Source organism: Pseudomonas sp. GW823-FHT06B06 (assembly GCF_058795195.1).
In genome coordinates this window covers 1-23798 of the sequence record NZ_JBXAHO010000059.1, presented here as the reverse complement: position 1 = coordinate 23798, position 23798 = coordinate 1, and the positions used below count along the sequence as shown (strand labels likewise).

The 23798-nt window shown below is 59.4% G+C and carries 17 protein-coding genes and 5 tRNA genes; 15 read left to right on the top strand and 7 right to left on the bottom strand.

The annotated features are described in order from the left end of the window. Positions 1-121 precede the first annotated feature (121 nt). Together pbpG and folD are read right to left on the bottom strand one after the other, a co-directional pair. Positions 122-1063, bottom strand: coding sequence for a D-alanyl-D-alanine endopeptidase (pbpG, locus tag AC1Q8Q_RS30325; RefSeq protein WP_020800924.1), 942 nt, complete (start codon positions 1061-1063; stop codon positions 122-124). Positions 1064-1302: 239 nt separating this feature from the next. Further along, positions 1303-2157 (bottom strand): bifunctional methylenetetrahydrofolate dehydrogenase/methenyltetrahydrofolate cyclohydrolase FolD, encoded by an 855-nt coding sequence (gene folD / locus AC1Q8Q_RS30320; protein WP_020800923.1) that lies wholly within the window; start codon positions 2155-2157, stop codon positions 1303-1305. A gap of 275 nt (positions 2158-2432) precedes the next feature. On the opposite strand from folD, the gene AC1Q8Q_RS30315 reads away from it, so the two are divergent. The 12 genes from AC1Q8Q_RS30315 (at position 2433) to AC1Q8Q_RS30260 (ending at position 12869) form a co-directional block, all read left to right on the top strand. Continuing rightward, positions 2433-2509, top strand: a tRNA-Arg gene (locus tag AC1Q8Q_RS30315). A gap of 32 nt (positions 2510-2541) precedes the next feature. Beyond that, positions 2542-2617 (top strand) — tRNA-His (locus AC1Q8Q_RS30310). A gap of 56 nt (positions 2618-2673) precedes the next feature. Then, positions 2674-2758: transfer RNA gene (locus AC1Q8Q_RS30305), tRNA-Leu, on the top strand. 78 nt (positions 2759-2836) lie between these two features. Continuing rightward, positions 2837-2912, top strand: a tRNA-His gene (locus AC1Q8Q_RS30300). 395 nt (positions 2913-3307) lie between these two features. Continuing rightward, positions 3308-4618 carry a trigger factor gene (gene tig / locus AC1Q8Q_RS30295; RefSeq protein WP_020800921.1) on the top strand — a complete coding sequence of 437 codons (1311 nt, stop codon included), beginning with the start codon at positions 3308-3310 and terminating at the stop codon, positions 4616-4618. Positions 4619-4711: 93 nt separating this feature from the next. Further along, positions 4712-5347 (top strand): ATP-dependent Clp endopeptidase proteolytic subunit ClpP, encoded by a 636-nt coding sequence (gene clpP, locus AC1Q8Q_RS30290; RefSeq protein WP_008062468.1) that lies wholly within the window; start codon positions 4712-4714, stop codon positions 5345-5347. A 111-nt stretch (positions 5348-5458) separates the two neighbouring features. Beyond that, positions 5459-6742, top strand: coding sequence for an ATP-dependent Clp protease ATP-binding subunit ClpX (gene clpX, locus AC1Q8Q_RS30285; RefSeq protein ID WP_007946893.1), 1284 nt, complete (start codon positions 5459-5461; stop codon positions 6740-6742). A 161-nt stretch (positions 6743-6903) separates the two neighbouring features. Then, a complete protein-coding gene (gene lon / locus AC1Q8Q_RS30280) occupies positions 6904-9300 on the top strand; it encodes an endopeptidase La (protein WP_033040883.1) in 2397 nt (798 codons plus the stop codon). 148 nt (positions 9301-9448) lie between these two features. Further along, positions 9449-9721, top strand: a complete 273-nt coding sequence (locus tag AC1Q8Q_RS30275; RefSeq protein WP_002552737.1) for an HU family DNA-binding protein — start codon at positions 9449-9451, stop codon at positions 9719-9721. A 53-nt stretch (positions 9722-9774) separates the two neighbouring features. Next, positions 9775-9852: transfer RNA gene (locus AC1Q8Q_RS30270), tRNA-Leu, on the top strand. A 101-nt stretch (positions 9853-9953) separates the two neighbouring features. Continuing rightward, positions 9954-11825 carry a SurA N-terminal domain-containing protein gene (locus AC1Q8Q_RS30265; RefSeq protein ID WP_492615878.1) on the top strand — a complete coding sequence of 624 codons (1872 nt, stop codon included), beginning with the start codon at positions 9954-9956 and terminating at the stop codon, positions 11823-11825. 201 nt (positions 11826-12026) lie between these two features. Continuing rightward, positions 12027-12869 (top strand): DUF2242 domain-containing protein, encoded by an 843-nt coding sequence (locus tag AC1Q8Q_RS30260; RefSeq protein ID WP_020800917.1) that lies wholly within the window; start codon positions 12027-12029, stop codon positions 12867-12869. 337 nt (positions 12870-13206) lie between these two features. On the opposite strand, the gene AC1Q8Q_RS30255 is transcribed toward AC1Q8Q_RS30260, so the two are convergent. From AC1Q8Q_RS30255 to AC1Q8Q_RS30235, 5 genes are read right to left on the bottom strand one after another with little or no spacing between them, the layout of a single operon-like run. Then, the gene (locus tag AC1Q8Q_RS30255) at positions 13207-14262 is read right to left on the bottom strand and encodes an AraC family transcriptional regulator (RefSeq protein WP_492615877.1); all 1056 of its coding nucleotides are present in this window, start codon (positions 14260-14262) and stop codon (positions 13207-13209) included. Positions 14263-14265: 3 nt separating this feature from the next. Then, the gene (locus tag AC1Q8Q_RS30250) at positions 14266-15396 is read right to left on the bottom strand and encodes a carbon-nitrogen hydrolase family protein (protein WP_492615876.1); all 1131 of its coding nucleotides are present in this window, start codon (positions 15394-15396) and stop codon (positions 14266-14268) included. Between the two features lie 53 nt (positions 15397-15449). Then, positions 15450-16127, bottom strand: a complete 678-nt coding sequence (locus tag AC1Q8Q_RS30245) for a TetR/AcrR family transcriptional regulator (RefSeq protein WP_492615875.1) — start codon at positions 16125-16127, stop codon at positions 15450-15452. A gap of 45 nt (positions 16128-16172) precedes the next feature. Then, entirely contained in the window at positions 16173-17501 is a 1329-nt protein-coding gene (locus AC1Q8Q_RS30240) for a spinster family MFS transporter (RefSeq protein ID WP_083349434.1), read from the bottom strand. After that, positions 17498-18481, bottom strand: a complete 984-nt coding sequence (locus AC1Q8Q_RS30235; RefSeq protein WP_020800912.1) for a flavin reductase family protein — start codon at positions 18479-18481, stop codon at positions 17498-17500. The genes AC1Q8Q_RS30240 and AC1Q8Q_RS30235 overlap by 4 nt, the downstream gene beginning before the upstream one ends. A gap of 170 nt (positions 18482-18651) precedes the next feature. Here AC1Q8Q_RS30235 and AC1Q8Q_RS30230 point away from each other — a divergent pair, with 170 nt between their 5' ends. The 3 genes from AC1Q8Q_RS30230 to AC1Q8Q_RS30220 all read left to right on the top strand — a co-directional run bounded on the left by AC1Q8Q_RS30230 (position 18652) and on the right by AC1Q8Q_RS30220 (position 23549). After that, complete coding sequence (locus tag AC1Q8Q_RS30230; protein WP_492615879.1) at positions 18652-20115, top strand: coniferyl aldehyde dehydrogenase; 1464 nt, start codon at positions 18652-18654, stop codon at positions 20113-20115. Between the two features lie 56 nt (positions 20116-20171). Next, complete coding sequence (locus tag AC1Q8Q_RS30225; RefSeq protein ID WP_168758591.1) at positions 20172-21824, top strand: methyl-accepting chemotaxis protein; 1653 nt, start codon at positions 20172-20174, stop codon at positions 21822-21824. A 156-nt stretch (positions 21825-21980) separates the two neighbouring features. After that, complete coding sequence (locus tag AC1Q8Q_RS30220) at positions 21981-23549, top strand: amidase (RefSeq protein WP_168758590.1); 1569 nt, start codon at positions 21981-21983, stop codon at positions 23547-23549. Positions 23550-23798 lie beyond the last annotated feature (249 nt).

Genomic DNA, 23798 nt, shown 5'->3' with positions numbered 1-23798 from the left:
TCCGATTATGACTGACGGCCGCCAACAGCAAGGGGGAGCAAGCTCCCCCTTCGGTTTTTACCGGACACTAGTGACGCTCTGCGTGGGAACGATCATATGTGTTCAATCACCCATTGCCTGCTTACTTCGAAGCCTCAACAACACCACTCTGGCGCTGCTTGAGGTTCTTGTCCGATTTGTATTGCAAGGCCGCAGAAGCCACGGCGGCGCTCTTGCCGGTTTCGACCCAATTGCGGATGCGGGCGGCGTCGGCAAAGTGTGTGTACTTGCCATAGGCGTCCAGGAGCACCAGGGCAACCGGACGATTACTCATCCGGGTCACCAGCACCAGGCAATGACCTGCTTCGTTGGTAAAACCGGTCTTGGTCAACTGGATATCCCAGTCTGGCTTGCGAACCAAATGGTCGGTATTGCGAAAACCCAGGCTATAGACGGGTTTACGGAAGGTGACGGTTTTTTCCTTGGTTGTGCTCAGCTCTGTCAGCAGCGGGTATTTGTGTGCGGCGATCAACAGTTTGCTCAGGTCGCGCGCGGTCGAAACGTTACGCGCGGAGAGGCCGGTCGGCTCGACGAAATGTGTATTGGTCATTCCCAGGGCTCGGGCCTTGGCGTTCATAGCGGCAATGAACGCGGCATAGCCGCCTGGATAATGATGGGCCAGGCTCGCGGCGGCACGGTTTTCGGAAGACATCAAGGCAATCAGCAACATTTCCCGGCGCGGCAGTTCGCTCCGGAGTTTTACCCGGGAGTACACACCCTTCATTTCCGGCGTGTCGCTGATGTTGATGTTGATGTATTCGTCCATGTTCTGCCGGGCTTCAACCACGACCAGGCCGGTCATCAGCTTGCTGACGGAAGCGATAGGGACGACGACGTCCGGATTGCTGGCATAGATGATTTTGTTGGTCTGCATGTCCAGCAACAAGGAGCTGCCGGAAGCGAGTTTGAGTTGCGAGGTGTCTCGAGGCGCCGCGGTGGTGGTGTCGCCCGCGGTGGCGATTGGCGTGATGAAAGTCCCTGTAACTGCAAAAAATAGGCTCAGGATGGAAAGACGGATTTTCACGCTGGCAGACTCAATGATGTGTTGATAAGCCGTTTTGTAACGGGCTATTTCTTAAAAAGCGCGACATTCTGGAGTATGGCTGAATAACTGTCGATGGTTGTTCGAGGACGGGGTGAAAGACCCTGTAAACATGAAAAAAAAGTCACTTTCCGGCGGATGGTCGATCCGGTTTCACGGGCAAAAAAGAACCCCGCCATGGGCGGGGTTCCTTGTGTCGCGGGTGACCGTTGCCTTAAGCCTCAGCTGTGCAGGGTTTCTGCGGCGTACAGCGTGTTTTCCAGAAGGCAGGCGCGAGTCATTGGGCCGACGCCACCTGGCACTGGAGTGATCCACCCGGCGCGGGGCAGGGCGGTTTCATAGATCACGTCACCCACCAGCTTGCCGTCTTCCTGGCGGTTGATGCCGACGTCGATCACGATCGCGCCTTCCTTGATCCACTCACCTTTTACCAGTCCTGGCTTGCCGGCAGCGACCACCACCAGGTCGGCGCGGCCGACATGATCGGCCAGGTCATTGGTGAAGCGGTGGGTCACGGTCACGGTGCAACCGGCCAGTAGCAATTCCATTGCCATCGGGCGTCCGACGATATTGGAAGCGCCGACCACTACCGCGTTCATCCCGTACAGGTTGGCACCGGTGCTTTCCAGCAAGGTCATGATGCCTTTTGGCGTGCATGGGCGCAGCAACGGGATGCGTTGGGCCAGGCGACCGACGTTGTAAGGATGGAAGCCATCGACGTCTTTATCCGGACGAATGCGCTCCAGCAATTTGGAAGCGTCCAGGTGTTCGGGAAGAGGAAGTTGAAGTAGGACGCCATCAATCGCCGGATCGTCATTGAGGCGATCGATCAGGTCGGCCAGCGCTTGCTGAGTGGTGTCGGAAGGCAGGTCATAGGCCTGGGACAGGAAGCCGACCTCTTCACAGTCTTTACGCTTGTGCGAGACATAAACCTGAGAGGCAGGATCGCTGCCGACCAGGATCACCGCGAGGCCGGGCGTGCGCAGGCCTTGCTGGCGACGCTCGTTGACGCGTTGGGCGATCTGCTGGCGCAGGCTGGCGGCGATCGATTTGCCGTCGATAAGTTGTGCAGTCATTGCGCGTGATTAACCATCGAGAGGGGAAAAAAAGAGAGCGTATTCTCGCATGTCATGCGGTGAGGGCAAAGGCGCTTGGTCTGCAAATTCCGCTAACCCCTTTAATTAAATGAATTTTTTTCAAAAAGGATTTGACGACCTGCAGGGGGCTCTATACTATTCGTCGCACTTGTCGGGCACAGCCTAGCACTGGTTGAGAAGGTTGAGCGGGATTGCGGTTCTGCAAAACTGAAAAGCACTTAGTTTGTAGTCCTCCAAGAGTACAGATTAACAAGGCGCCCGTAGCTCAGCTGGATAGAGCATCCGCCTTCTAAGCGGATGGTCGCAGGTTCGAGTCCTGCCGGGTGCGCCATTAGGCAGCTTTGGCACAAGTAGCGCGATATGGTGGGCGTAGCTCAGTTGGTAGAGCACGGGATTGTGACTCCCGTTGTCGTGGGTTCGATCCCCATCGTCCACCCCATATTTCGAAGGGCGCCAGATTAACAATCTGGCGCCTTTGCTTTAAGGCTTCATCTCGCGGATGTGGTGGAATTGGTAGACACACTGGATTTAGGTTCCAGCGCCGCGAGGCGTAAGAGTTCGAGTCTCTTCATCCGCACCAAACAAGACTTCGTCCATGCCGCCTGGCCTGGTTGAGGTTCAACAAAGAAGTGATTTGGCTTCTTTGGCACGCAATATGGTGGGCGTAGCTCAGTTGGTAGAGCACGGGATTGTGACTCCCGTTGTCGTGGGTTCGATCCCCATCGTCCACCCCATATTTCGAAAAGGCGCCAGATTAATAGTCTGGCGCCTTTTTTGTTTCAGCGGTTTCAGCGACCGCCGGTTCCGGGTCGCAAGGGCAGGGCGTTTCGTCGTTTTTATGTTTCCCGATGATGCCGTGCTGCCCGCCGGCCTTGTTCGCAAGATCGGCTGTCAGGGAAATGATTGGCAACCTCCTCCCTATAAGGAAGGGTTGGCGCAGAGCCTTGGCGTGATTGGCTGTATTTGCCACCGGGGCGAGGTGCACTCGTGCATTCGCACCTATAAATTGCCTGCTGCGTTTTTACCCGTTTTCAGTAGGGTGACTTCTTTAGTTTGACCCACTAGAATGCATGCCCTTGATTCTGGGGTCGGAAACGGCCGGCTAACGTCTGTGCAACGAGGAATATCCATGCAAGTTTCTGTTGAAAATACTTCTGCTCTTGAGCGCCGCATGAGCATCACCGTGCCGGCTGAGCGCATCGAGACTCAGGTCAACAAGCGTCTGCAGCAGACTGCCCAAAAGGCCAAGATTGCTGGCTTCCGTCCAGGCAAAGTGCCAATGAGCGAAATCAAGCGTCGTTTTGGCGCTGAAGCTCGCCAGGAAGCGGTAGGCGACGTCATCCAGTCTTCCTTCTACGAAGCTGTGGTTGAGCAGAAGCTGAACCCGGCGGGTTCGCCTTCGATCGAGCCTAAATCCCTGGAAGCAGGCAAGGACCTGGAATACGTCGCTGTATTCGAAGTGTTCCCTGAGTTCACCGTTGCCGGTTTCGAAGGTATCACCGTAGAGCGCCTGAGCGCTGACGTGGCTGATGCCGATCTGGACAAGATGCTGGACATCCTGCGCAAGCAGAACACCCGTTTCGAAGTGGCCGATCGCGCTGCCCAGAACGAAGACCAGCTGAACATCGATTTCGAAGGCAAGGTCGACGGTGAAGTATTCGCTGGCGGTTCCGCCAAGGGCACCCAGCTGGTGCTGGGCTCCGGCCGCATGATCCCAGGCTTCGAAGATGGCCTGGTTGGCGCTAAAGCCGGTGAAGTGCGCGTCCTGAACCTGACTTTCCCAGAGGACTATCAGAATCTGGACCTGGCTGGCAAAACCGCCGAGTTCACTGTGACCGTCAACACCGTATCCGAGCCAAAACTGCCTGAGCTGAACGAAGAGTTCTTCGCGCAGTTCGGCATCAAGGAAACCGGTCTGGAAGGCTTCCGCGCCGAAGTTCGCAAGAACATGGAGCGCGAACTGCGTCAGGCGATCAAATCCAAGGTCAAGAATCAGGTTATGGACGGTCTGCTGGCCACCAACCCGATCGAAGTGCCAAAGGCTCTGCTGTCCAACGAAGTTGACCGTCTGCGCGTGCAGGCTGTTCAGCAGTTCGGTGGCAACATCAAGCCTGACCAACTGCCGGCCGAGCTGTTCGAAGAGCAAGCCAAGCGCCGTGTTGTCCTGGGCCTGATCGTGGCTGAAGTGGTCAAGCAATTCGACCTGAAGCCTGACGAAGCCCGCGTTCGCGAGATGATTCAGGAAATGGCTTCGGCTTATCAGGAGCCTGAGCAAGTTGTGTCCTGGTACTACAAGAACGACCAGCAACTGAACGAAGTTCGTTCGGTTGTGCTGGAAGAGCAAGTTGTGGATACTGTTCTGCAGAAAGCTAGCGTGACCGACAAATCGGTCTCTTACGAAGAAGCGGTCAAGCCGGTAGAAGCTCCACAAGCCGACTGATCATTTTTGCGCTAAGAAGCACACACCATAAGCCAGCTCTCGAGCTGGCTTATGCGTATTCAAGACATAACTATTTGGGAGTGACTGCAGAGCATGTTCCGTAATTCGTATATTCAGCAGAACTCTGATATCCAGGCCGCAGGCGGCCTGGTCCCGATGGTTGTCGAGCAGTCCGCTCGTGGCGAGCGCGCCTACGACATCTACTCGCGCCTCCTCAAGGAGCGAGTGATCTTTCTGGTGGGCCCCGTAGAGGACTACATGGCCAACCTGATCTGTGCGCAACTGCTGTTCCTTGAAGCGGAAAACCCGGACAAGGACATCCATCTCTATATCAACTCCCCGGGCGGTTCGGTGACGGCGGGCATGTCGATCTATGACACCATGCAGTTCATCAAGCCCAACGTGTCGACCACCTGTATCGGCCAAGCGTGCAGCATGGGTGCGTTCCTGCTGACGGCCGGTGCCAAAGGCAAGCGTTACTGCCTGCCGAACTCGCGTGTGATGATTCACCAGCCTCTGGGCGGTTTCCAGGGCCAGGCGTCGGACATCGAAATCCACGCCAAGGAAATTCTCTTCATTCGTGAGCGTCTCAACACGCTGATGGCCAAGCACAGCGGGCGCACCCTTGAAGAAATCGAGCGCGATACCAACCGCGATAACTTCATGAGTGCAGAAGCCGCGCGTGAGTACGGGTTGATCGATGAAGTGATCAACCAGCGCCCCGCTTAAATAAGCAGCTCAAAACAAGGCTGGTCGGCAAGTCTGATCACCGGCGGGCTTGAAAAAGCCCGCAATAGCCTTCATCTTGTGTTGCAAGCCTATCGGATTTGGATCGAACGAATGACTGACACCCGCAACGGCGAGGACAACGGCAAGCTGCTCTATTGCTCCTTCTGTGGCAAAAGCCAGCATGAAGTGCGCAAATTGATTGCCGGCCCCTCGGTCTTTATCTGCGACGAGTGCGTCGACCTGTGCAATGACATCATCCGTGAGGAGGTGCAGGAAGCCCAGGCCGAAAGCAGCGCGCATAAATTGCCTTCGCCTAAAGAAATCAGCGGCATCCTTGATCAATACGTGATTGGTCAGGAGCGTGCGAAAAAGGTTCTGGCCGTAGCGGTGTACAACCACTACAAGCGCCTGAACCAGCGTGACAAGAAGAATGACGACGTCGAACTCGGCAAGAGCAACATCTTGCTGATCGGCCCGACAGGCTCGGGTAAGACCCTGCTTGCCGAAACACTGGCCCGCTTGCTGAACGTTCCGTTCACCATCGCCGACGCAACCACCCTCACCGAGGCGGGTTATGTGGGTGAAGATGTCGAGAACATCATTCAGAAGCTGCTGCAGAAGTGCGATTACGACGTGGAAAAAGCCCAGATGGGCATTGTCTACATCGACGAAATCGACAAGATTTCGCGCAAGTCTGACAACCCGTCGATCACCCGGGACGTTTCCGGTGAAGGCGTACAGCAGGCCCTGCTCAAGTTGATCGAAGGCACGGTGGCTTCCGTTCCGCCTCAAGGTGGTCGCAAGCATCCGCAGCAGGAATTCCTTCAGGTCGACACCCGTAACATCCTGTTCATCTGCGGTGGTGCGTTCTCCGGTCTGGAAAAGGTTATTCAAAACCGTTCCACCAAGGGCGGCATCGGTTTCAACGCGGAAGTTCGCAGCAAGGAAGAAGGCAAGAAAGTCGGAGAGTCCCTGCGTGAAGTCGAGCCTGACGATCTGGTCAAGTTCGGTCTGATTCCGGAATTCGTCGGTCGCCTGCCGGTCCTGGCTACGCTGGACGAGCTTGATGAAGCTGCCTTGATGCAGATCCTCACCGAGCCGAAAAATGCGCTGACCAAGCAATACGCCAAGCTGTTCGAGATGGAAGGCGTGGACCTGGAATTCCGGGCCGACGCATTGAAATCGGTCGCAAAACGCGCACTGGAACGCAAGACCGGTGCCCGTGGCCTGCGTTCGATTCTCGAAGGTGTGTTGCTCGACACCATGTATGAAATCCCCTCGCAGTCCGAGGTGAGTAAAGTAGTCATCGACGAAAGCGTCATAGAAGGCAAGTCCAAGCCACTGTATATCTACGAAAACAGTGAGCCTGCTGCCAAGGCCGCGCCAGACGCCTAAGCGTCGCGCAGTCGGTACAAAGAAGGGGCCTTCGGGCCCCTTTGTTTTTTCCAGGTTTTAACGCTGTCTTTGTGCTTGTTTTTTTTGAAGGCAGCCCCCATCTTGGTTTCAAGCTTACTTCCATCTGTTTCCGGCCTTATGGCCGCCGTAGAGGCGAAATCATGAAGACAACCATCGAATTGCCTCTCCTGCCATTGCGTGATGTCGTGGTTTATCCGCACATGGTTATCCCGCTGTTCGTGGGGCGCGAGAAATCCATCGAAGCCCTCGAGGCAGCGATGACGGGCGACAAGCAGATCCTTCTGCTGGCCCAGAGAAACCCTGCTGACGACGATCCCGGTGAAGACGCACTTTATCGCGTGGGTACGATTGCGACCGTCCTGCAGCTGCTCAAGCTGCCTGACGGCACGGTCAAGGTTCTGGTCGAAGGCGAGCAACGGGGTGCCGTGGAACGCTTCAGCGAAGTGGATGGCCACTGCCGCGCCGAAGTCTCGTTGATCGACGAGGTCGATGCGCCAGAGCGTGAGTCGGAGGTGTTTGTCCGCAGCCTGCTGTCGCAGTTCGAACAATATGTGCAGTTGGGCAAGAAAGTCCCTGCCGAGGTCCTGTCGTCGCTCAACAGCATCGATGAGCCAGGCCGCCTGGTCGACACCATGGCCGCGCACATGGCGCTGAAAATCGAGCAGAAGCAGGAAATCCTCGAAATCATCGATTTGTCGGCCCGTGTCGAGCACGTGCTGGCGTTGCTGGATGCCGAGATCGACCTGCTGCAGGTCGAAAAACGCATTCGCGGTCGTGTCAAGAAACAAATGGAGCGCAGTCAGCGCGAGTACTACCTGAATGAGCAGATGAAGGCCATTCAGAAAGAGCTCGGTGACAGCGACGAAGGGCATAACGAAGTCGAAGAGCTGAAAAAGCGCATCGATGCCGCAGGCCTGCCAAAAGACGCGCTCGCCAAGGCGACCGCCGAGCTGAACAAGCTCAAGCAAATGTCGCCGATGTCTGCCGAAGCGACGGTGGTCCGTTCCTATATCGACTGGCTGGTCCAGGTGCCGTGGAAGGCACAGAGCAAGGTGCGCCTTGACCTGGCTCGCGCAGAAGACATCCTCGACGCCGATCACTACGGCCTCGAAGAGGTGAAGGAACGGATTCTCGAATACCTCGCCGTGCAGAAGCGCGTGAAGAAGATCCGTGGTCCGGTATTGTGCCTGGTGGGTCCTCCTGGAGTGGGTAAAACGTCGCTGGCGGAGTCCATTGCACACGCCACCAACCGTAAATTCGTGCGAATGGCCCTCGGCGGCGTACGCGATGAAGCGGAAATTCGTGGTCATCGCCGGACTTATATCGGTTCGATGCCAGGAAGATTGATTCAAAAGATGACAAAAGTGGGTGTGCGCAACCCGCTGTTCCTGCTCGATGAAATCGACAAGATGGGCAGCGACATGCGTGGCGATCCAGCGTCGGCGTTGCTGGAAGTGCTCGATCCCGAGCAGAACCACAACTTCAACGATCACTATCTGGAAGTCGACTACGACCTGTCAGACGTGATGTTCCTGTGCACCTCCAACTCCATGAACATTCCACCCGCGCTGCTTGATCGGATGGAAGTCATTCGCCTGCCCGGTTACACGGAAGACGAGAAGATCAACATCGCCGTCAAATACCTCTCGCCGAAACAGATCACGGCCAACGGCCTGAAAAAAGGCGAACTGGAATTCGACGCCGAAGCGATCCGCGACATCATCCGCTACTACACCCGCGAAGCCGGTGTACGGGGCCTGGAGCGCCAGATTGCCAAGGTCTGCCGCAAGGCCGTGAAAGAGCATGCGCTGGAAAAACGCTTCTCGGTGAAAGTGACGGCGGACATGCTCGAGCACTTCCTGGGCGTGCGCAAATTCCGCTACGGCCTGGCAGAACAGCAGGACCAGATCGGTCAGGTCACTGGCCTGGCGTGGACTCAGGTGGGCGGCGAATTGCTGACTATTGAAGCGGCTGTCGTTCCGGGCAAAGGCCAACTGATCAAGACCGGTTCCCTGGGTGACGTGATGGTCGAATCGATCACCGCAGCCCTGACCGTTGTTCGCAGCCGTGCCAAGAGCCTGGGGATCCCCCTGGACTTCCACGAGAAGCGCGACACGCACATCCACATGCCGGAAGGGGCGACGCCCAAAGACGGCCCGAGCGCAGGCGTAGGCATGTGCACGGCGTTGGTGTCGGCACTGACCGGCATTCCAGTACGCGCTGATGTTGCCATGACGGGTGAAATTACCCTGCGTGGCCAGGTATTGGCGATCGGTGGCTTGAAGGAAAAACTGCTGGCGGCGCATCGTGGCGGAATCAAGACGGTGATCATTCCTGAAGAGAATGTTCGCGATTTGAAGGAAATTCCGGACAATATCAAGCAAGATCTTCAGATTAAACCAGTTAAATGGATTGACGAGGTCCTGCAAATTGCGCTGCAATACGCCCCGGAGCCCTTGCCGGATGTGGCTCCGGAGATAGTCGCGAAGGATGAAAAACGCGAGTCGGATTCTAAGGAAAGAATTAGCACGCATTAGTACGTATTTGCCTGGGGGGCTTCCTTGACAGCTTTTTAGAGCCCTTGTTATAAAGCGGCTCTTAAGTGTCTGTAGGCCATTCAGCACTCGTTTTTGCTTTCACCAAAAAACTTAGAATCATACTCAAATAGATATAAGGGGACTTAGAGTGAACAAGTCGGAACTGATTGATGCTATCGCTGCATCCGCTGATATCCCGAAAGCTGCTGCTGGCCGTGCGCTGGACGCTGTAATCGAATCCGTCACTGGCGCTCTCAAGGCCGGCGACTCCGTGGTTCTGGTTGGTTTCGGTACTTTCTCCGTAACTGATCGTCCAGCTCGCATCGGTCGTAACCCACAGACCGGTAAGACACTGGAAATCGCAGCTGCCAAAAAACCAGGCTTCAAAGCTGGTAAAGCACTGAAAGAAGCTGTCAACTAAGTTCCAATCAGGTTTTTGCCTATCCGGGTCGGGGTCATGCCTGACCTGGCAGCGGAGCGGTAGTCCAGCCGGCAGGTTGCCGGTTCGAGACACCGAGGCTCGCAAGGTCGAGTCATCGGTCCGCTCCGCCAGTTACGAGAAGGCGCATCCTCGGATGCGCCTTTCTTCTATCCGGATTCTACCCACGCTCCACGGTTGCCTAATTTGAAGTTCAACCGTTTATGGGGGACGCATGCTGCAAAATATCAGGGACAATTCACAAGGCTGGATTGCCAAGACCATTATCGGGGTCATCGTTGCACTGATGGCCTTGACCGGTTTCGACGCCATTTTCCAGGCTACGACGCACAAAAACGAGGCGGCGAAGGTCAATGGTGAAGAAATCAGCCAAAACGAGCTGAGCCAGGCGGTCGATATGCAACGCCGTCAACTCATGCAACAGCTGGGCAAGGATTTCGACGCCTCCTTGCTCGACGAAAAAATGCTGCGCGAATCGGCCCTCAAAGGCCTGATCGACCGCAAGCTGCTGTTGCAAGGCGCAGAAAATTCCAAATTCGCTTTCTCCGAAGCGGCGCTGGACCAGGTCATCCTGCAAACGCCGGAATTCCAGGTGGATGGCAAGTTCAGCCCTGAGCGTTTCGACCAGGTGATTCGTCAACTGGGCTACAGCCGCATGCAATTCCGCCAGATGCTGGCTCAGGAAATGCTGATCGGACAACTGCGCGCCGGTGTGGCGGGTAGCGGTTTCGTCACCGACGCCCAGGTCATGGCCTTTGCCCGTCTGGAAAAACAGACCCGCGATTTCGCTTCCCTGAGCATCAAGGTCGACCCGACGGCCGTGAAGCTGACCGACGAAGAGGTCAAGGCCTACTACGACGAGCACGCCAAGGAATTCATGACCCCGGATCAGGTGGTCATCGATTACCTGGAGTTGAAGAAGGCTTCCTTCTTTGATCAGGTCAGCGTCAAGGACGAAGACCTGCAGGCGGCGTATCAGAAAGAAACTGCGAACCTGTCCGAACAACGCCGGGCCGCGCACATTCTGATCGAAGTGAACGACAAGACGACCGAAGCGCAAGCCAAGGCCAAAATCGACGAGATCCAGGCCCGCCTGAACAAGGGCGAGCAATTCGAGGCCCTGGCCAAGGAATTCTCCCAGGACCCGGGTTCCGCCAACAATGGCGGCGACCTGGGCTTTGCAGGTCCTGGCGTCTACGACCCGGCATTCGAGAAGGCCTTGTACTCGTTGGCCAAGGATCAGGTTTCCGAGCCGGTTCGCACCGATTTCGGTTTCCACCTGATCAAGCTGTTGGGTGTGGAAGCGCCTGAAGTGCCGACGTTCGCCAGCCTGAAAGACAAGCTGACCCGTGAATTGAAGGCCCAGCAGGTCGAGCAGCGTTTCGTTGAAGCGACCAAGCAACTGGAAGACGCCTCGTTCGAAGCGTCCGACCTGGCCCAGCCTGCGCAGGACTTGAAGCTTACCGTTCACACCTCGAAGCCGTTCGGCCGCGAAGGTGGCGAAGGCATTACGGCCAACCGTGCCGTGGTCACCGCAGCCTTCAGCCCGGAAGTACTGGATGAGGGTGCCAACAGCACCGCCATCGAACTCGACCCCGAAACCGTGATCGTGTTGCGCGCCAAGGAGCATCTGAAGCCTGCGCAACTGCCATTGGAAAAGGTCGAGGGTCCGATCCGCGAGCAATTGGCCAGGGAGCACGCCAGCGCTGCTGCCAAGACCAAGGCTGATGAGCTGATTGCCAGCTTGCGCGATGGCAAGACGCCATTAAACGGCCCGATCGAGGGTCAGAACTGGAAGGTAACCGAAGCCGCGACTCGCACTCAGGAAGGGCTGGACCCGACTGTGCTGCAAGCGTTGTTCCGCATGCCAAAGCCTGCCGCCAAGGACAAGCCGACCTTCAGCAGTGTCACGTTGCCTGATGGCAGCCTGATGATCGTGCGTCTGAACGGCGTGAATGAGGCCGCAATGCCAACTGAAGAAGAGAAGGCTCAATACCGTCGCTTCCTCGCTTCGCGCGTTGGCCAGCAAGACTTTGCGGCCTACCGCAAGCAGCTGGAAAGCCAGGCCGAGATCAAGCGTTTCTGATCTGGACACGAGCTTTTTGCATGAAAAGAAGACCCCGGCCGCAAGGCCGGGGTTTTTTTTCGGCTGCATTGCGCAACGCAGGCAATTTTCTCCCGACCATCGGGTCAACAGTTTTGTAACTGTTTTAAGACACAATCGGTGCGCCGCTAAGCATCGATCTGTTGCACAATACGCCCCGAACCGTTTCTCTCAGGATGTTCAATGTTTAAATCAATTCCCATGCGGGTTGTCGGGCTGGCCTTGGTGCTGGCTGCTGCTGCCGGTTGTTCGTCGAAGAAAGCCGCCATCTACGAGCATGAGAACTTCGATGATTCCGGAACGTTTTCCCGTAACTATCCAGTGACCGACTCGGTCTCCTGTGAAGCCGCTCGTCGGGCCTTGCTGAGCCAGGGCTATATCATCACCAGCAGTGATCCCAAGCTGGTCAGTGGGCACAAGAGCTTCCAGCAGACCGGTGAAAACCACATGGAGATCAGTTTCAGTGTGGTTTGCGCTGAAGACGGCACTTCGGCGCACCATGCCACCGTGTTCGCCAATGCCCTTCAGGACAAGTATGCGCTGAAGAAAACCAACAACTCTGCAAGCCTCGGTGTTGGCGTGCTGGGCTCGGTATCGATGCCGATCGGCTCCTCCGACGACTCGATGGTCAAGGTTGCCAGCGAAACCGTCACCTCAGCCAAGTTCTACGAGCGATTCTTCGCCCTGGTGGAGCTGTTCCTGCCCAAGGAAGTGAAGGCAGCGGCGCACATCCCCGAGAAGCCGAAAACCGATCTGGGCGTGCCCGAGCCCAAGGCCACGCCAGCGCCATTGGCCCCGGAATCCGCGGCACAGCCTGCACCAGCGCCTGAGGCCGCCAAGGCCGCCGAAGTTGCCCCGGCCGCTTCCGAGCCGGTAGCGCCGCCACCTGAGGCTGCACCCATTACCTCGAGCCCCACTGCCGCGCCAGCGCCTGCCACCGAAGAAGTGATCACGCCACCGGCCAATCCGAGCGACATGGCGCCACCTTCGGAACCGATCCAGGCCATGCCCATCACCGGCCAGTGATGGGTGCGATGGGGCCCGGCCAGCTCATGCTCCGGGCCCCTCGCCATAACAAAGCTTGATCCGCGTCAAACAGGCCGTTGTCCTGCGGCCTGCAGCGAAAAAAACCTGTGATAAATTCCCCACCGCCTGCTACGTTTTATCTGTAGGCGACGAAGTGTCGTGTCCGCGTCATTTTTCTTTCACGCGGGCACTTTAGGCTCAAGGCGCTGGTCATTTATTCAGACGTTTTTTTATGAGCTGTGGGGGATACGAAAATGGACGACTATCAAGAAGAACTGCTCGAGTATCAGGCGTTTGAACTGGACCCACCTGAGCCCGCCGAAGACGCAACCGAGCTTTAAAGCTTGCTGCCTGCGACTGTTTCCCTGCGACTGCGGCGAAACTCGCCGGGTGTCTGGGCGGTCCAGCGCTTGAAGGCGCGTTGAAAGGCTTCGGCTGAGGCAAAGCCCAACAGGTAGGCGATTTCTCCGAACGCCAACTCAGTGTCGCGGATATAGGTCATGGCCAGGTCGCGACGGGTGTCGTTAAGAATCGCGCGAAATTGCGTGCCTTCTTCAGAGAGTTTGCGGCGCAAGGTCCACACCGGCAGTTTCAGGCGTGTTGCCACTTCTTCCAGGTCGGGTTCCCGGCCGCCATTAAGCAATGGCCCCAGCAGCTGTGTGATGCGTTCACGCAGGCTGCGGGTGTGGGTCAATTGCTCCAGTTCCCGCTCGCACAGTTGCAGCAGGTGTCGCCAGGTGCTGGGGCAATGCTCGGGATTGCGCTGGGCAAGGCTGGCCAGGCTCAGGCGCAATTGATTGTGCTCGGCGCCAAACTGGATCGGGCAGTCGCCCAGAACCTCATAGGCAGCGCGGTAGCCGGGCTCCTCGAACTCGATGTCGATACGTTCGGCACGCAGCCGGGCAGGGCTGACGCTGGACAACTGATGCAACCAGCCGCAGAGGATCGAATCCACCACGAAGCGGTTATAGCTGTTGTAGGGGCTGATGGAATAGAAGCGCAGCCAGGCACCCTGAGCGTCTTCGTGGAAGCTTGATTGACCGCGATAGTTTGAGCCATACAAGGCTTCGAATCGAATCAGGCAGCGCGCCGCCTCGCGCACCGTCGGTGCCTGGGCGGCAGTGACGCCGGCAAGGCCGGCCTGGCTCAGGCGGCTGAGCTGGCCCATTTGCAAGCCGAGTGCCGGGTTGCCGGTCAGTTGGATGGCCGCGTAGCCCAGGCGCATGTAGCGCGGGATCGAGAGACGGGCACCGGCTTCACTCAGTCGGGCCGTATCAAGGCCATATTGCTCGAGCAGTGGCTGCGGATCCGTGCCGTGGCTGCGCACGGCGTCGGCCAGGCTGTGAACAAAGCCCACCGACAGATCTCCCAGGCGTATCGGGGTGGGTTTCATGGCCTACAGCCAAAGGTTCAACAAGCGTGCGCCACGGGCCTTGCCATCGACGAAATGCTGGCCGTTGCTGCTGAGAAAACTCTGCCCGGCGCTGCCCTGATCCCAGAACTGTCCGCGCAGGAATACGCTCACGCCGGCGATGGCCTGGCTGGCGGGTGCCTGAGTACTCAGGTTCAGGCGCTGCCAGGCCTGTCCTTCACTGATCTCCCCGGCCTTGAGGCTGACGGAGCCGGGTGTCGATGAGTCCTTGTAGCCACGCCACGGCTGGTCCCAGCTACCGCGGCCAGCAACAAACGCCGGGACTGCGACCAACTGTGCCTGCTGCGTGTCGAGTTTGCGGTAGTTGTCGGGGTACCAGCTGTCGCTGCCGATCAGCACGCCCAGGCGCCCGGCGGGGGTGTCGACGACATTGAGCGTATGTTCGCCGTTGGCCTTGATCGCGTCCTGCTGCTCGAAAACCGGATGCATCTGGCGCTGGGGTTGCCCGATTGGCAGGCCATCGCGGCCAAACACTACGCTGCTGTTGAACAACGCACCGCGGCCTATTTTCAGCGTGCCGTCGATGACACTGGGCTCGGGCAGCACGATGGAGCCTGCCACCAGGGTGACGTGAAATTCTTTAGCCAGCCCGCCAAACAACGCCTGGTAATCCTTGGCCATGCCTTTGGCTTTCATGCGCAGGTGCGCGTCCTCAATGCGGCTGTCGCCTTCGGCGCCAATCAGGGCGCGGACGAACTTCAAAGGATTGCTCACGGCCAGCCAGTTCATGGCCTCCTTGAAAGTGGTGGCCTGGTACAACTCGTCTTTTTCGCCGCTGACCATCAACCAGGTGCCCACATGCTCCGGCAATACGACGATGGTTTTTTCATTCAGCAGCCCCTGATCCCGGGCCGTCTGCAAGTAGGCGGCGAGTTTGCGGTGCAAGCGCTCGGGGCTTTGGTAGTCGGTGGGAAACAGCTCGGGCTGGATGCCCAGCAAATTGCCGCGGTCAGCGGGCGTGCCCTGGTCGACGGCGACATCGATTCGCAGGTCAGAGAGGTAGAGGCCCGTCGGGCGATCCGCGGCCCACATGGCGTAGGTCGTTAGAGCGGCGATCAACGCCATGGAGACAGTCAGGTACAAAAGTTTGCGCATGGGGAACAGTCAGCAGCCGTATGCAGGATTCATGGCTTTTCATCGGATTTGCATCAAGGATAAAGCGAATCACGGGGAGGGTGGGGAAAATTGACAGCGCTCCGGGAAATTGACCGCGTCGTACTTGCGTCGGTCTTCTGCCTGTTCGCGATAATGCATGTGACAACGTCGGTGAGTGTTTTTATCAATTGTGCTTCGGTTGTCTCAAGGGTGTACCACTGTGACTGGCCGAACAGCATGGCAACGACTGCACTGGTGGTGGGGCAGAGGTCGCGAGCGGCTGCACCTTTCTCGCCGTACGAGTCAGTGATGATGGCGTTTAAAATAGCGGCGTATTCGTTTCTCAGCTGGATAACCTGTTGCTTCTGTTCTTCAGTCAGATTCGTGAACTCGCGGCTAACCAGGGTCAGTTTGTATTTTTCGTTGAAGTTGAAGGCGACGAAGGCTTGAATGAACGACTGAAGACGCCCGCGAGCGCTTCGTGCGCCTTTCATTCGCCGCTGCGTGTCCAGCAGCAAGTCCGATAAGGCCGACTCGATCAGCTCGAACAACAGGGCCTGTTTGTTTTCGATGTGATGGTAGAGGGATCCGGCCTGCAGCCCCAGGTAGCTCGCCAAGTCCCGCAAGCCTATAGCCTGGTAGCCGTGTGTGGCGAAGAGTTCGAGTGCCGCGTCGAGCAGTCGATCGCGGGCGCTGTGTACGGGATTGGCTGATGCGCTGTTGGTTGGCATTGGAGCTCCGTCGACTGGACAATTAAAGCGTGGCCTTGAGCAAACTTATCCCCCGTGGCGATAGCCCGTTCTGCCAGCATGGTGTGCCGTGCGCATCAACAGCAACACCGCGCAAATCACCGGCAGATTCACCAGCAGCAACGCATACCGCAATGACTCGTGGCCGAACAGCGGTAACAACAGGTCGCTGCACAAACCGGTCAACAATGGCCCGACGCCGATCCCCAGCAGCGTGCTGACGATGGTTTGCAGCGCCATTGCAGTTCCGCGTCTTCCGGCGGGCACCAGCTGCGTGACGAGGTTGTAGGAAGGCGCGACCCACCACACGGAAAAGAAGGCATAGAGCGCACACCAGAGCATGGCGCCTGGAACCGGCACATCACCCAGGCGCACCAGCACGGAGTCGGACCACAGCAGATAGGGGACCAGCGCACAGGTCGCCGCAATATGGCCCACTACCGGAATGGACACCTGCCAGTGTGGATCGCGGCGGCACAGGCGGTCACTCAACCAACCACTGAGCAGGCCACCGAATCCGGCCGACGTACCGCAGATCACGCCCGCCAACAAGCCGGCGTGTTGCAGTGACAAACCGTGGGAGCGCACCAGGAAACTGGTGTTCCACATCGCAATCGCATAGGAACTGAGCGTGGTCAGTCCGCCAGCGAGGATCAGGCAGCGGTAGGCCGGCAATGCCCAGAGCTTGCGGGCTTCGGCACCCATGCCAAGCAGCGCGGGCGCTGTGTGGGTGTGTGGCGTAAGGTCCCAGCGGCCACGCTGCGGTTCGCGCACGACGAAGGCCAGGATCGTACAGAACACCAGGGCCGGCATCCCCAACGCAATGAACGCACTGCGCCAGCCATAGTGCTCGACCACCCAGGCGCCGATGCTCAAGCCGATGATCGAGGAAAATGTGGGTGCGGCGGTAAAACAACTGATGGCGAATGAGCGTCGGTGCGTCGGATACAGGTCGGCGATCAGCGACAGCGACGCCGACGTGGTCGGCGATTCGCTGACGGCAACCAGCATTCGCGCAATGCCCAGCGCCAGGAAACTGCCCGCCCACCCGCAGGCCATGGTTGCCACCGCCCACAGCAGGCAAGACATGGCCAGCAGGCGGATACGCGGCATGCGATCCACCAGCCGCCCGGCCGGCAGGCCCATGAGTGCATAGACCGCCGCGAACGCCAGGCCCGAGATCAGGCCGATGGCAGTATCGCCGACGCCGAACTCGGCTTTGATCGGTTCGACCATGACTGCGAGTATCTGTCGCCCGACGAAGTTGTCGGCGAACACCAAGGCCAGCAGCAACAGCAGGCCATGGCTACTCCAACCGACCGTGGCCGCAGGCAGCGTCCCCTCGCGAGCGGTCATCGCGGTGCCCACAGATCAGGCAAGCCAGGGTCGCTCACGACGATCAGGCGCTTGAGCAAGACTTTCAAGGCTTGCGCATCGGCGGCGCCGAGCTTGGCCGACAGATCCTCTTCCACGGCCTTGGCCAGCGCCAGCTGATGCAGGGACACTTCTCGGCCTTGGGCCGTGAGGACAAAACGTGGCGATTGCGCCGGACCCTCGAAGGCCACCAGGCGCTGGCGCTCGAGAAACCGCATGCTGGCCAGGGTCACTTCGCGACCGGTGTAGGTCACGAAGGTGTTGATTTCCTCCAGCGTCATATCGTCGCGAATACACAAGATCGACAGCACGAAGAACGATTGTTCGTCCAGCTGCTGACTGTTCAGCAGTTGCCGCAGGGCATTGAGTGTCTGGTAATGCCCGCGCCCCAGCAAGTAGCCGAGCAAATCCTCGGTGTAGCTGCACTCGGGCGGTGGCGGCGTGGTTGCCAGGCGCAGCTCACTACGGGGCTTGCGCGTGGCCAGGGCATATTGGCCGCTCTGGAACGCCAGCGGGGCGCGATCACTGTGATCGAAGGCGAGCACTTCGCCGACGAAAATCACATGGTCTCCGCCTTCGTACTGGAACGCCGTGCGGCACTGGAAACGCGCGGTGCAATCTTGCAGCAATGGCGCCTCGCTGATGCCGTTGTCCAGTTCGATCTCGGCGAACTTGTCTTCGCCCTGGGTGGCGAAACGTCCCGAGAGGTTTTCTTGCTCCGTGGACAGCACGTGCACGTTCCAATGCTTGCCGCTGCTGAAGATCGGCAGGCTGCGCGCTTGCTTGGACAAGCTCCAGAGCACCAGCGGCGGGTTGAGCGACACCGAGTTGAAGCTGTTGGCGGTGATGCCCACGGGCGAGCCGTCTTCGGTCTGGGTGGTGATGATCGTGACCCCGGTGGTGAACGTGCCGAGTGCGGCACGGAAGGCCTGGGGATCGAAGCTGATATTTTGCATTGCCATGACTGGCCTCATGGAGTGGAGGTTTTCGTATGGCCAGTATTGGGCGTTTGCAGGCGTTCAACATCGTCTCAACGGACTAACACTAATGCAGGGCCTCGTCCGATCGGACGAGGCGGCGCAGCGGTCTGCGCGGCTAGGGTGGCGCCAGGCGCATCGGGCGCTCAACGGCCATCGAGCCAACCTGCAAGGGGATAACAATGAGTTCAACGATGTCTTGCGACCAAGACCTTTCCAGCCTGCTGACGCGCCAGAAAGAGGCCTTCGCCAGCGCCGGCAGTGTCAGCGCCGACACCCGGCGCCAGCGCCTGCAGCAAGTGATCGACCTGCTGGTCGACAACCATGCGGCATTGACCACGGCCATCGACCAGGACTTTGGCGGACGGCCCGCCGGTTTTTCCTTGATGAATGACGTGCTCGGCGCCCTGGCTTCACTCAAATATGCCCGCGACCATCTGCAAGAGTGGATGCAAGACGAACCGCGCGAAATGTTTTCCCCTTATGACCAGCTCGGCGCCAGGGCCTGGGTCATGCACCAGCCAAAAGGTACGGTGGGCATCCTGGGTACCTGGAACGCGCCGCTATACACCTTGTTCAGCCCGCTGGCCTCGGCGCTCGCGGCCGGCAACCGGGCCATTCTAAAACCGTCGGAAGTGGTGCCGCGCACCGCCGCACTGGTGGCGCGCCTGTGCACCGAACACCTCGATCCGCTGGTGGTGGCCGTGGTCAATGGTGGCCCGGAACTGGGCGAGGCTTTCAGCAGCCAACCCTTCGACCACCTGGTGTTCACCGGCAGTACGGCGATCGGCCGGCGAGTGATGGGCAATGCCGCGAAAAACCTGGTGCCGGTGACACTGGAACTGGGCGGCAAGTCACCGGTGATCGTTTCGGCCACTGCCGACCTGAACAAAGCGGCGTTCAGTATCGCCGCAGGCAAGTCCACCAATGGCGGACAGATCTGCATCAATCCGGACCTGGTGTATGTACCCAAGGCCCGACTCGAAGCCTTCCTCGATGCGCTGCGCAGTGCTTATCGCGACCTCAACCCGACGGTAGCCGGCAACCCGGACGTGGTGGCGGTGGTCAACCAGCGTCATCTGGAGCGGGTCGAGGGCCTGGTCGAGGACGCGCAGTTGCGAGGGGCGCGCATCGAGTGCCTGCCCGAACCCCTGGCACTGGATGCCCAGGACCGTCGTCGCCCGCTGCGAGTCGTAGTGGACCCGGCCCCGGACAGCGAGATCATGCATGAGGAAATCTTCGGTCCGGCCATGGTCGTGCTGAGTTATGACGACCTCGACCAGGTCATCGCGCAAATCAACGCAAGGCCGCGTCCGCTGGCGCTGTACTACTTCGGCGAGGATGCCCGGGAGCAACGTCACGTGCTGGAGCACACCCTGTCCGGCGGAGTCACCATCAACGACGTGATGATGCATGCCGCCCTGCACGATGCGCCGTTCGGTGGTATCGGCGCCTCGGGCATGGGTCATTACCATGGCCGCGAAGGATTTCTCGAATTCAGTCACCTGCGCACGGTGTTCAAGGCCTCGGCCCACGACCCGCGCCGTGAATGGGGTCTGTTGCCGCCTTACGGCGAGCATTACCTGGCGGCGATGCTGGCCGGCGTCACTCGCGACTAATTCCAGCGTTGGGGGCCTTGCGCACCCCGTCCGCTGCATGAGACAGGCCATTGATCATGTTCAAGGCAATTACTATCGCCCAGCGCCTGTGGCTCTGGGCGTTGTTGGCCACCTTGCTGTTTGCCCTGGCGGTGTTGTTCGGTGCCTATGGCTTGCAGCAGGCGCGCGACAGTCTGCGAGCCATCAACGAGGACAACCTGGCGACGTTGTTGATGTTCGGCGACATCAGGCAGCGGCTCGATGAAAGCCGGCGCCAGGTCCTGCTGGCGATCCAGCAGGACCCGGAAGGCCCGCTGGTGGCAGCGTTCGACCGCCCGGTGGAAGCCACCCTGAGTGCCATCGAGAGCAATGACCGAGCGTTGACCGAGATCTGGGCGAGCTATCGTCTGCGCACGTTGAGCGGTGAGGAACAACAGGCCGCCGAGGCGTTCGATAAACACTATCAGGCCTGGCAGGAAGAGTTGGGCATCTTCCTCGATTCCTTGCGCGCCGGTGATTTTCGCCTGCCGGGCATCCTGTCCTATTTGCGCATGGCCGAGCCGGAAGGCAATGCCGCCATGGTTGAACTGAGCAAGCTGCAAGCGCTGCAGAAAGCCAGCGCCTCGCAGGCCTACGAGGCGGCGCAGCGTCGTTATCGCTCGACGCTGTTGGCTTACATGGCGCTGGCGGTGGTGGGCGGGCTGGCGGGCAGCCTCACCGCGTTTTCCACTTTGCGTCGGCTCAAGCGTGCGTTTGCCCAGGCGGGTGCCAGCGTGCGGGCCATCGCCAGTGGCGACCTGGTGCAGCCGATCGAGATCAAGGGCGGTGACGAATTCGCACTGATGCTGCGCGACATCGCGCTGATGCGTGACAGCCTGCACGGGCTCATTTCACAAATGCGCGAGTTGGTGCAGCGGGTCAGTCGCGAAGCGGCGCACATGGCCGAATCGGCGGAGTCGGCCTCCACGGCCACCCAGCAACAGGCGGACGCGGTGCGCGGGATTTCCCGGGCGGTTGAGGACCTGTCGGGGTCGATTGGCGAAGTGGACAATCAGGTTGGCGTGTCTCGCGACATCACCCAGCATTCGGCACAGCGTTCGGGCAAGAGCGAGGGGTTTATTCGTGACATGGCCCAGGAGATGAACCGCATCAGCGACGTGATCAGCGCTACGGCCGTGCACATTCGCCAGCTCGAAGGGTTCTCCGGGGAGATCAGCCATGTGCTCAAGGTGATTCGCAGCATTGCCGAGCAGACCAACCTCCTGGCGCTGAACGCCGCCATCGAGGCCGCACGGGCCGGCGAGGCGGGGCGCGGGTTTGCCGTGGTAGCCGACGAGGTTCGACTGTTGGCCCAACGCACCGCCAGTTCCATTGGGGAAATCGACCTCACCGTGCAGCGTATTCAGGAAGGCACACTGGCGGTGGTCGACGGCATGGGGCGCGTGGTCAGCCGGGTGCGTGACGGCGTCAACCTGGCCCATGAGGCAGGCGATTCGGTGGCGCAGATTCGCAGCGGCACCGATGATGTGATCCGCAGCGTGGACACCATCGCCACGCTGATCACCGAACAGGTGCGCGTTACTCGGGAAATGGTCGCCAGGGTCGAGAGTGTCTCCAGCGGCACCGGTGCGCTGTCGGCCAACGCCGGGCGCAGCGCGATGGCCGCCGCGGACCTGGAGCAACTGGCGCGGGCACTGGATCAGTTGTCGGCACGCTTCAATGTCGCTTGAACACCACAAACCCTGTGGGAGCGAGCCTGCTCGCGAAGAGGTCAGCACATTCAACATCAATGTTGACTGATCCAGCGCTTTCGCGAGCAGGCTCGCTCCCACAGGGCGTAAGGCCTGAATACTCTAATAACCCACAATCAGGGCGTGATCACTACCATGGATAACCAAGAAAACGCACCACTAAACTCCGCCACCGGCTGGCCGCGCCGCAGCGTGCTCAAGGCCGGTGCCGTGGCGGTTGGCGTCGGGCTTCTGGGGCGTTTTGCCGACGCCCGCGCGCAAGGGCTTTCGGCCAGTGACTACCAGGCCATGGATGCCTGGGCCATGAGCCAGGCGATCCGCAGCGGCGAGCTGAGTGCCGAGGACCTGCTGGCGGCGACGCTTGCTCGCTATAACGAGGTCAACCCCAGGGTCAATGCGGTAAACATGCTGCACGAAGCCTACGCCCGTGCCTTGATGGCCCAGCGCCGCGCGGCCGGCACTCAAAACCAGGGCGCCCTGGCTGGTGTGCCACTGCTGATCAAGGACCTCAACACCTCACTGCAAGGCACCATCACCAGCAACGGTAGCCGGATGTTCAAGGACGCACCGCCCGCCGCCCGCACCAGCACCCTGATCGCTCGCTATGAGCAGGCCGGTGCGGTGCCGTTCGGCAAGACCACGTGCCCCGAGTTCGGCTTGACCACCACCACCGAATCCCTGGCTTGGGGCCAAACCCATAACCCCTGGAACCTGGCCATGAGCGCAGGCGGCTCCTCCGGTGGCGCGGCAGCGGCGGTAGCGGCGGGGATCGTGCCCGTGGCCCATGCCACCGATGGCGGCGGTTCGATCCGTATTCCGGCCTCGTACTGCGGCCTGGTCGGACTCAAGCCCACTCGCTATCGCACCCCCAGCGGACCGCTGCATTTCGAAGGCTGGTTTGGCGCCAGCGCGGCCAATGTGGTCTCGCGCACCGTGCGCGATACCGCGTTGTTCCTCGATATCGGGCAAGGCCATGAAGCGGGCAGCGCCTATTGGTGCTCGCCCCTGGTAAGACCCTATGTGCAGGAACTGCAGCAAGACCCGGGCAAACTGCGCGTGGCCGTGGTGCGTCAATCGATGACCGGCGCGCCGCTTGAACCGGCGATCGCCGCCACGCTGGAGCAGACCCTCAAGCAACTGCTGACCCTGGGGCACGAGATCGACGAATTGACGCTCAACGTCGATCCACGCCAATTGTTCGGTGCCCATGGCACGGTGATCGGCACAGGGCTGCGGACCCTGATCCACGACCGTGAACAGGCGCTCGGACGCGCGGTTACGGCACAGGACCTGGAAAAGATCACCCTGGTCAATCTGGAGCGTGCGAAGGGCACCAGTGGGGAGGACCTGTATCGCGCCCGCCAATCGTTCGAGAGCATCGGCGCGACCATGGAGCAGCACTTCGAACGCTACGACGTGATCCTCTCGCCCGTCACCGGCAGCCTGACGCCGAAGCTCGGCCTGTTGTCCCTGGATCAACCCTGGGAGAGCTACGCCCACAATGCCATGGGCAGCGCCGGCTTCACCGCGCTGGCCAACGTCAGTGGGCAGCCGGCCATCTCGCTACCCTTGGGCCAGAGTGACAACGGCTTGCCGGTGGGCATGATGTTTACTGCGCGGCTGGGTGGTGAAGATGTGCTGTTGCGCCTGGCGAGCCAGTTGGAGCAGGTTCATCCGTGGGCTGCAAGACGCGCTGTGTTGTAAAGGCGCATTGGGATGGGATGGTGTACATATCCGTTTCCTCGGTAACGGCAACTTGCACAGCCTGTAGGAGCCAGCGGTGCGGCGATCCGACTTGCCGGCGAAGGCGTCCTGATAGCCGACCTATTGTTTGTTGTCGGAGTACATATCCATTCCTGCGGTAACGGTCACCTAGGGTTTCGCTCTTACAGCGAGTCACTTGGAAGAGCCCCAAGTAACCAAGGGCTCTTGCCCCTGGCGTTCGGCCCCTCG

Excerpts from the sequence above, each read along its gene's own strand:
- lon (WP_033040883.1), top strand. The coding sequence starts at position 6,904 with ATGAAGACAACCATCGAATTGCCTCTCCTGCCATTGCGTGATGTCGTG.
- tig (WP_020800921.1), top strand. The coding sequence starts at position 3,308 with ATGCAAGTTTCTGTTGAAAATACTTCTGCTCTTGAGCGCCGCATGAGC.
- AC1Q8Q_RS30235 (WP_020800912.1), bottom strand. The coding sequence starts at position 18,481 with ATGGCAATGCAAAATATCAGCTTCGATCCCCAGGCCTTCCGTGCCGCA.
- AC1Q8Q_RS30250 (WP_492615876.1), bottom strand. The coding sequence starts at position 15,396 with ATGCGCAAACTTTTGTACCTGACTGTCTCCATGGCGTTGATCGCCGCT.
- AC1Q8Q_RS30245 (WP_492615875.1), bottom strand. The coding sequence starts at position 16,127 with ATGCCAACCAACAGCGCATCAGCCAATCCCGTACACAGCGCCCGCGAT.
- AC1Q8Q_RS30240 (WP_083349434.1), bottom strand. The coding sequence starts at position 17,501 with ATGACCGCTCGCGAGGGGACGCTGCCTGCGGCCACGGTCGGTTGGAGT.
- AC1Q8Q_RS30255 (WP_492615877.1), bottom strand. The coding sequence starts at position 14,262 with ATGAAACCCACCCCGATACGCCTGGGAGATCTGTCGGTGGGCTTTGTT.
- AC1Q8Q_RS30265 (WP_492615878.1), top strand. The coding sequence starts at position 9,954 with ATGCTGCAAAATATCAGGGACAATTCACAAGGCTGGATTGCCAAGACC.
- clpP (WP_008062468.1), top strand. The coding sequence starts at position 4,712 with ATGTTCCGTAATTCGTATATTCAGCAGAACTCTGATATCCAGGCCGCA.
- AC1Q8Q_RS30260 (WP_020800917.1), top strand. The coding sequence starts at position 12,027 with ATGTTTAAATCAATTCCCATGCGGGTTGTCGGGCTGGCCTTGGTGCTG.
- AC1Q8Q_RS30225 (WP_168758591.1), top strand. The coding sequence starts at position 20,172 with ATGTTCAAGGCAATTACTATCGCCCAGCGCCTGTGGCTCTGGGCGTTG.
- clpX (WP_007946893.1), top strand. The coding sequence starts at position 5,459 with ATGACTGACACCCGCAACGGCGAGGACAACGGCAAGCTGCTCTATTGC.
- AC1Q8Q_RS30220 (WP_168758590.1), top strand. The coding sequence starts at position 21,981 with ATGGATAACCAAGAAAACGCACCACTAAACTCCGCCACCGGCTGGCCG.
- folD (WP_020800923.1), bottom strand. The coding sequence starts at position 2,157 with ATGACTGCACAACTTATCGACGGCAAATCGATCGCCGCCAGCCTGCGC.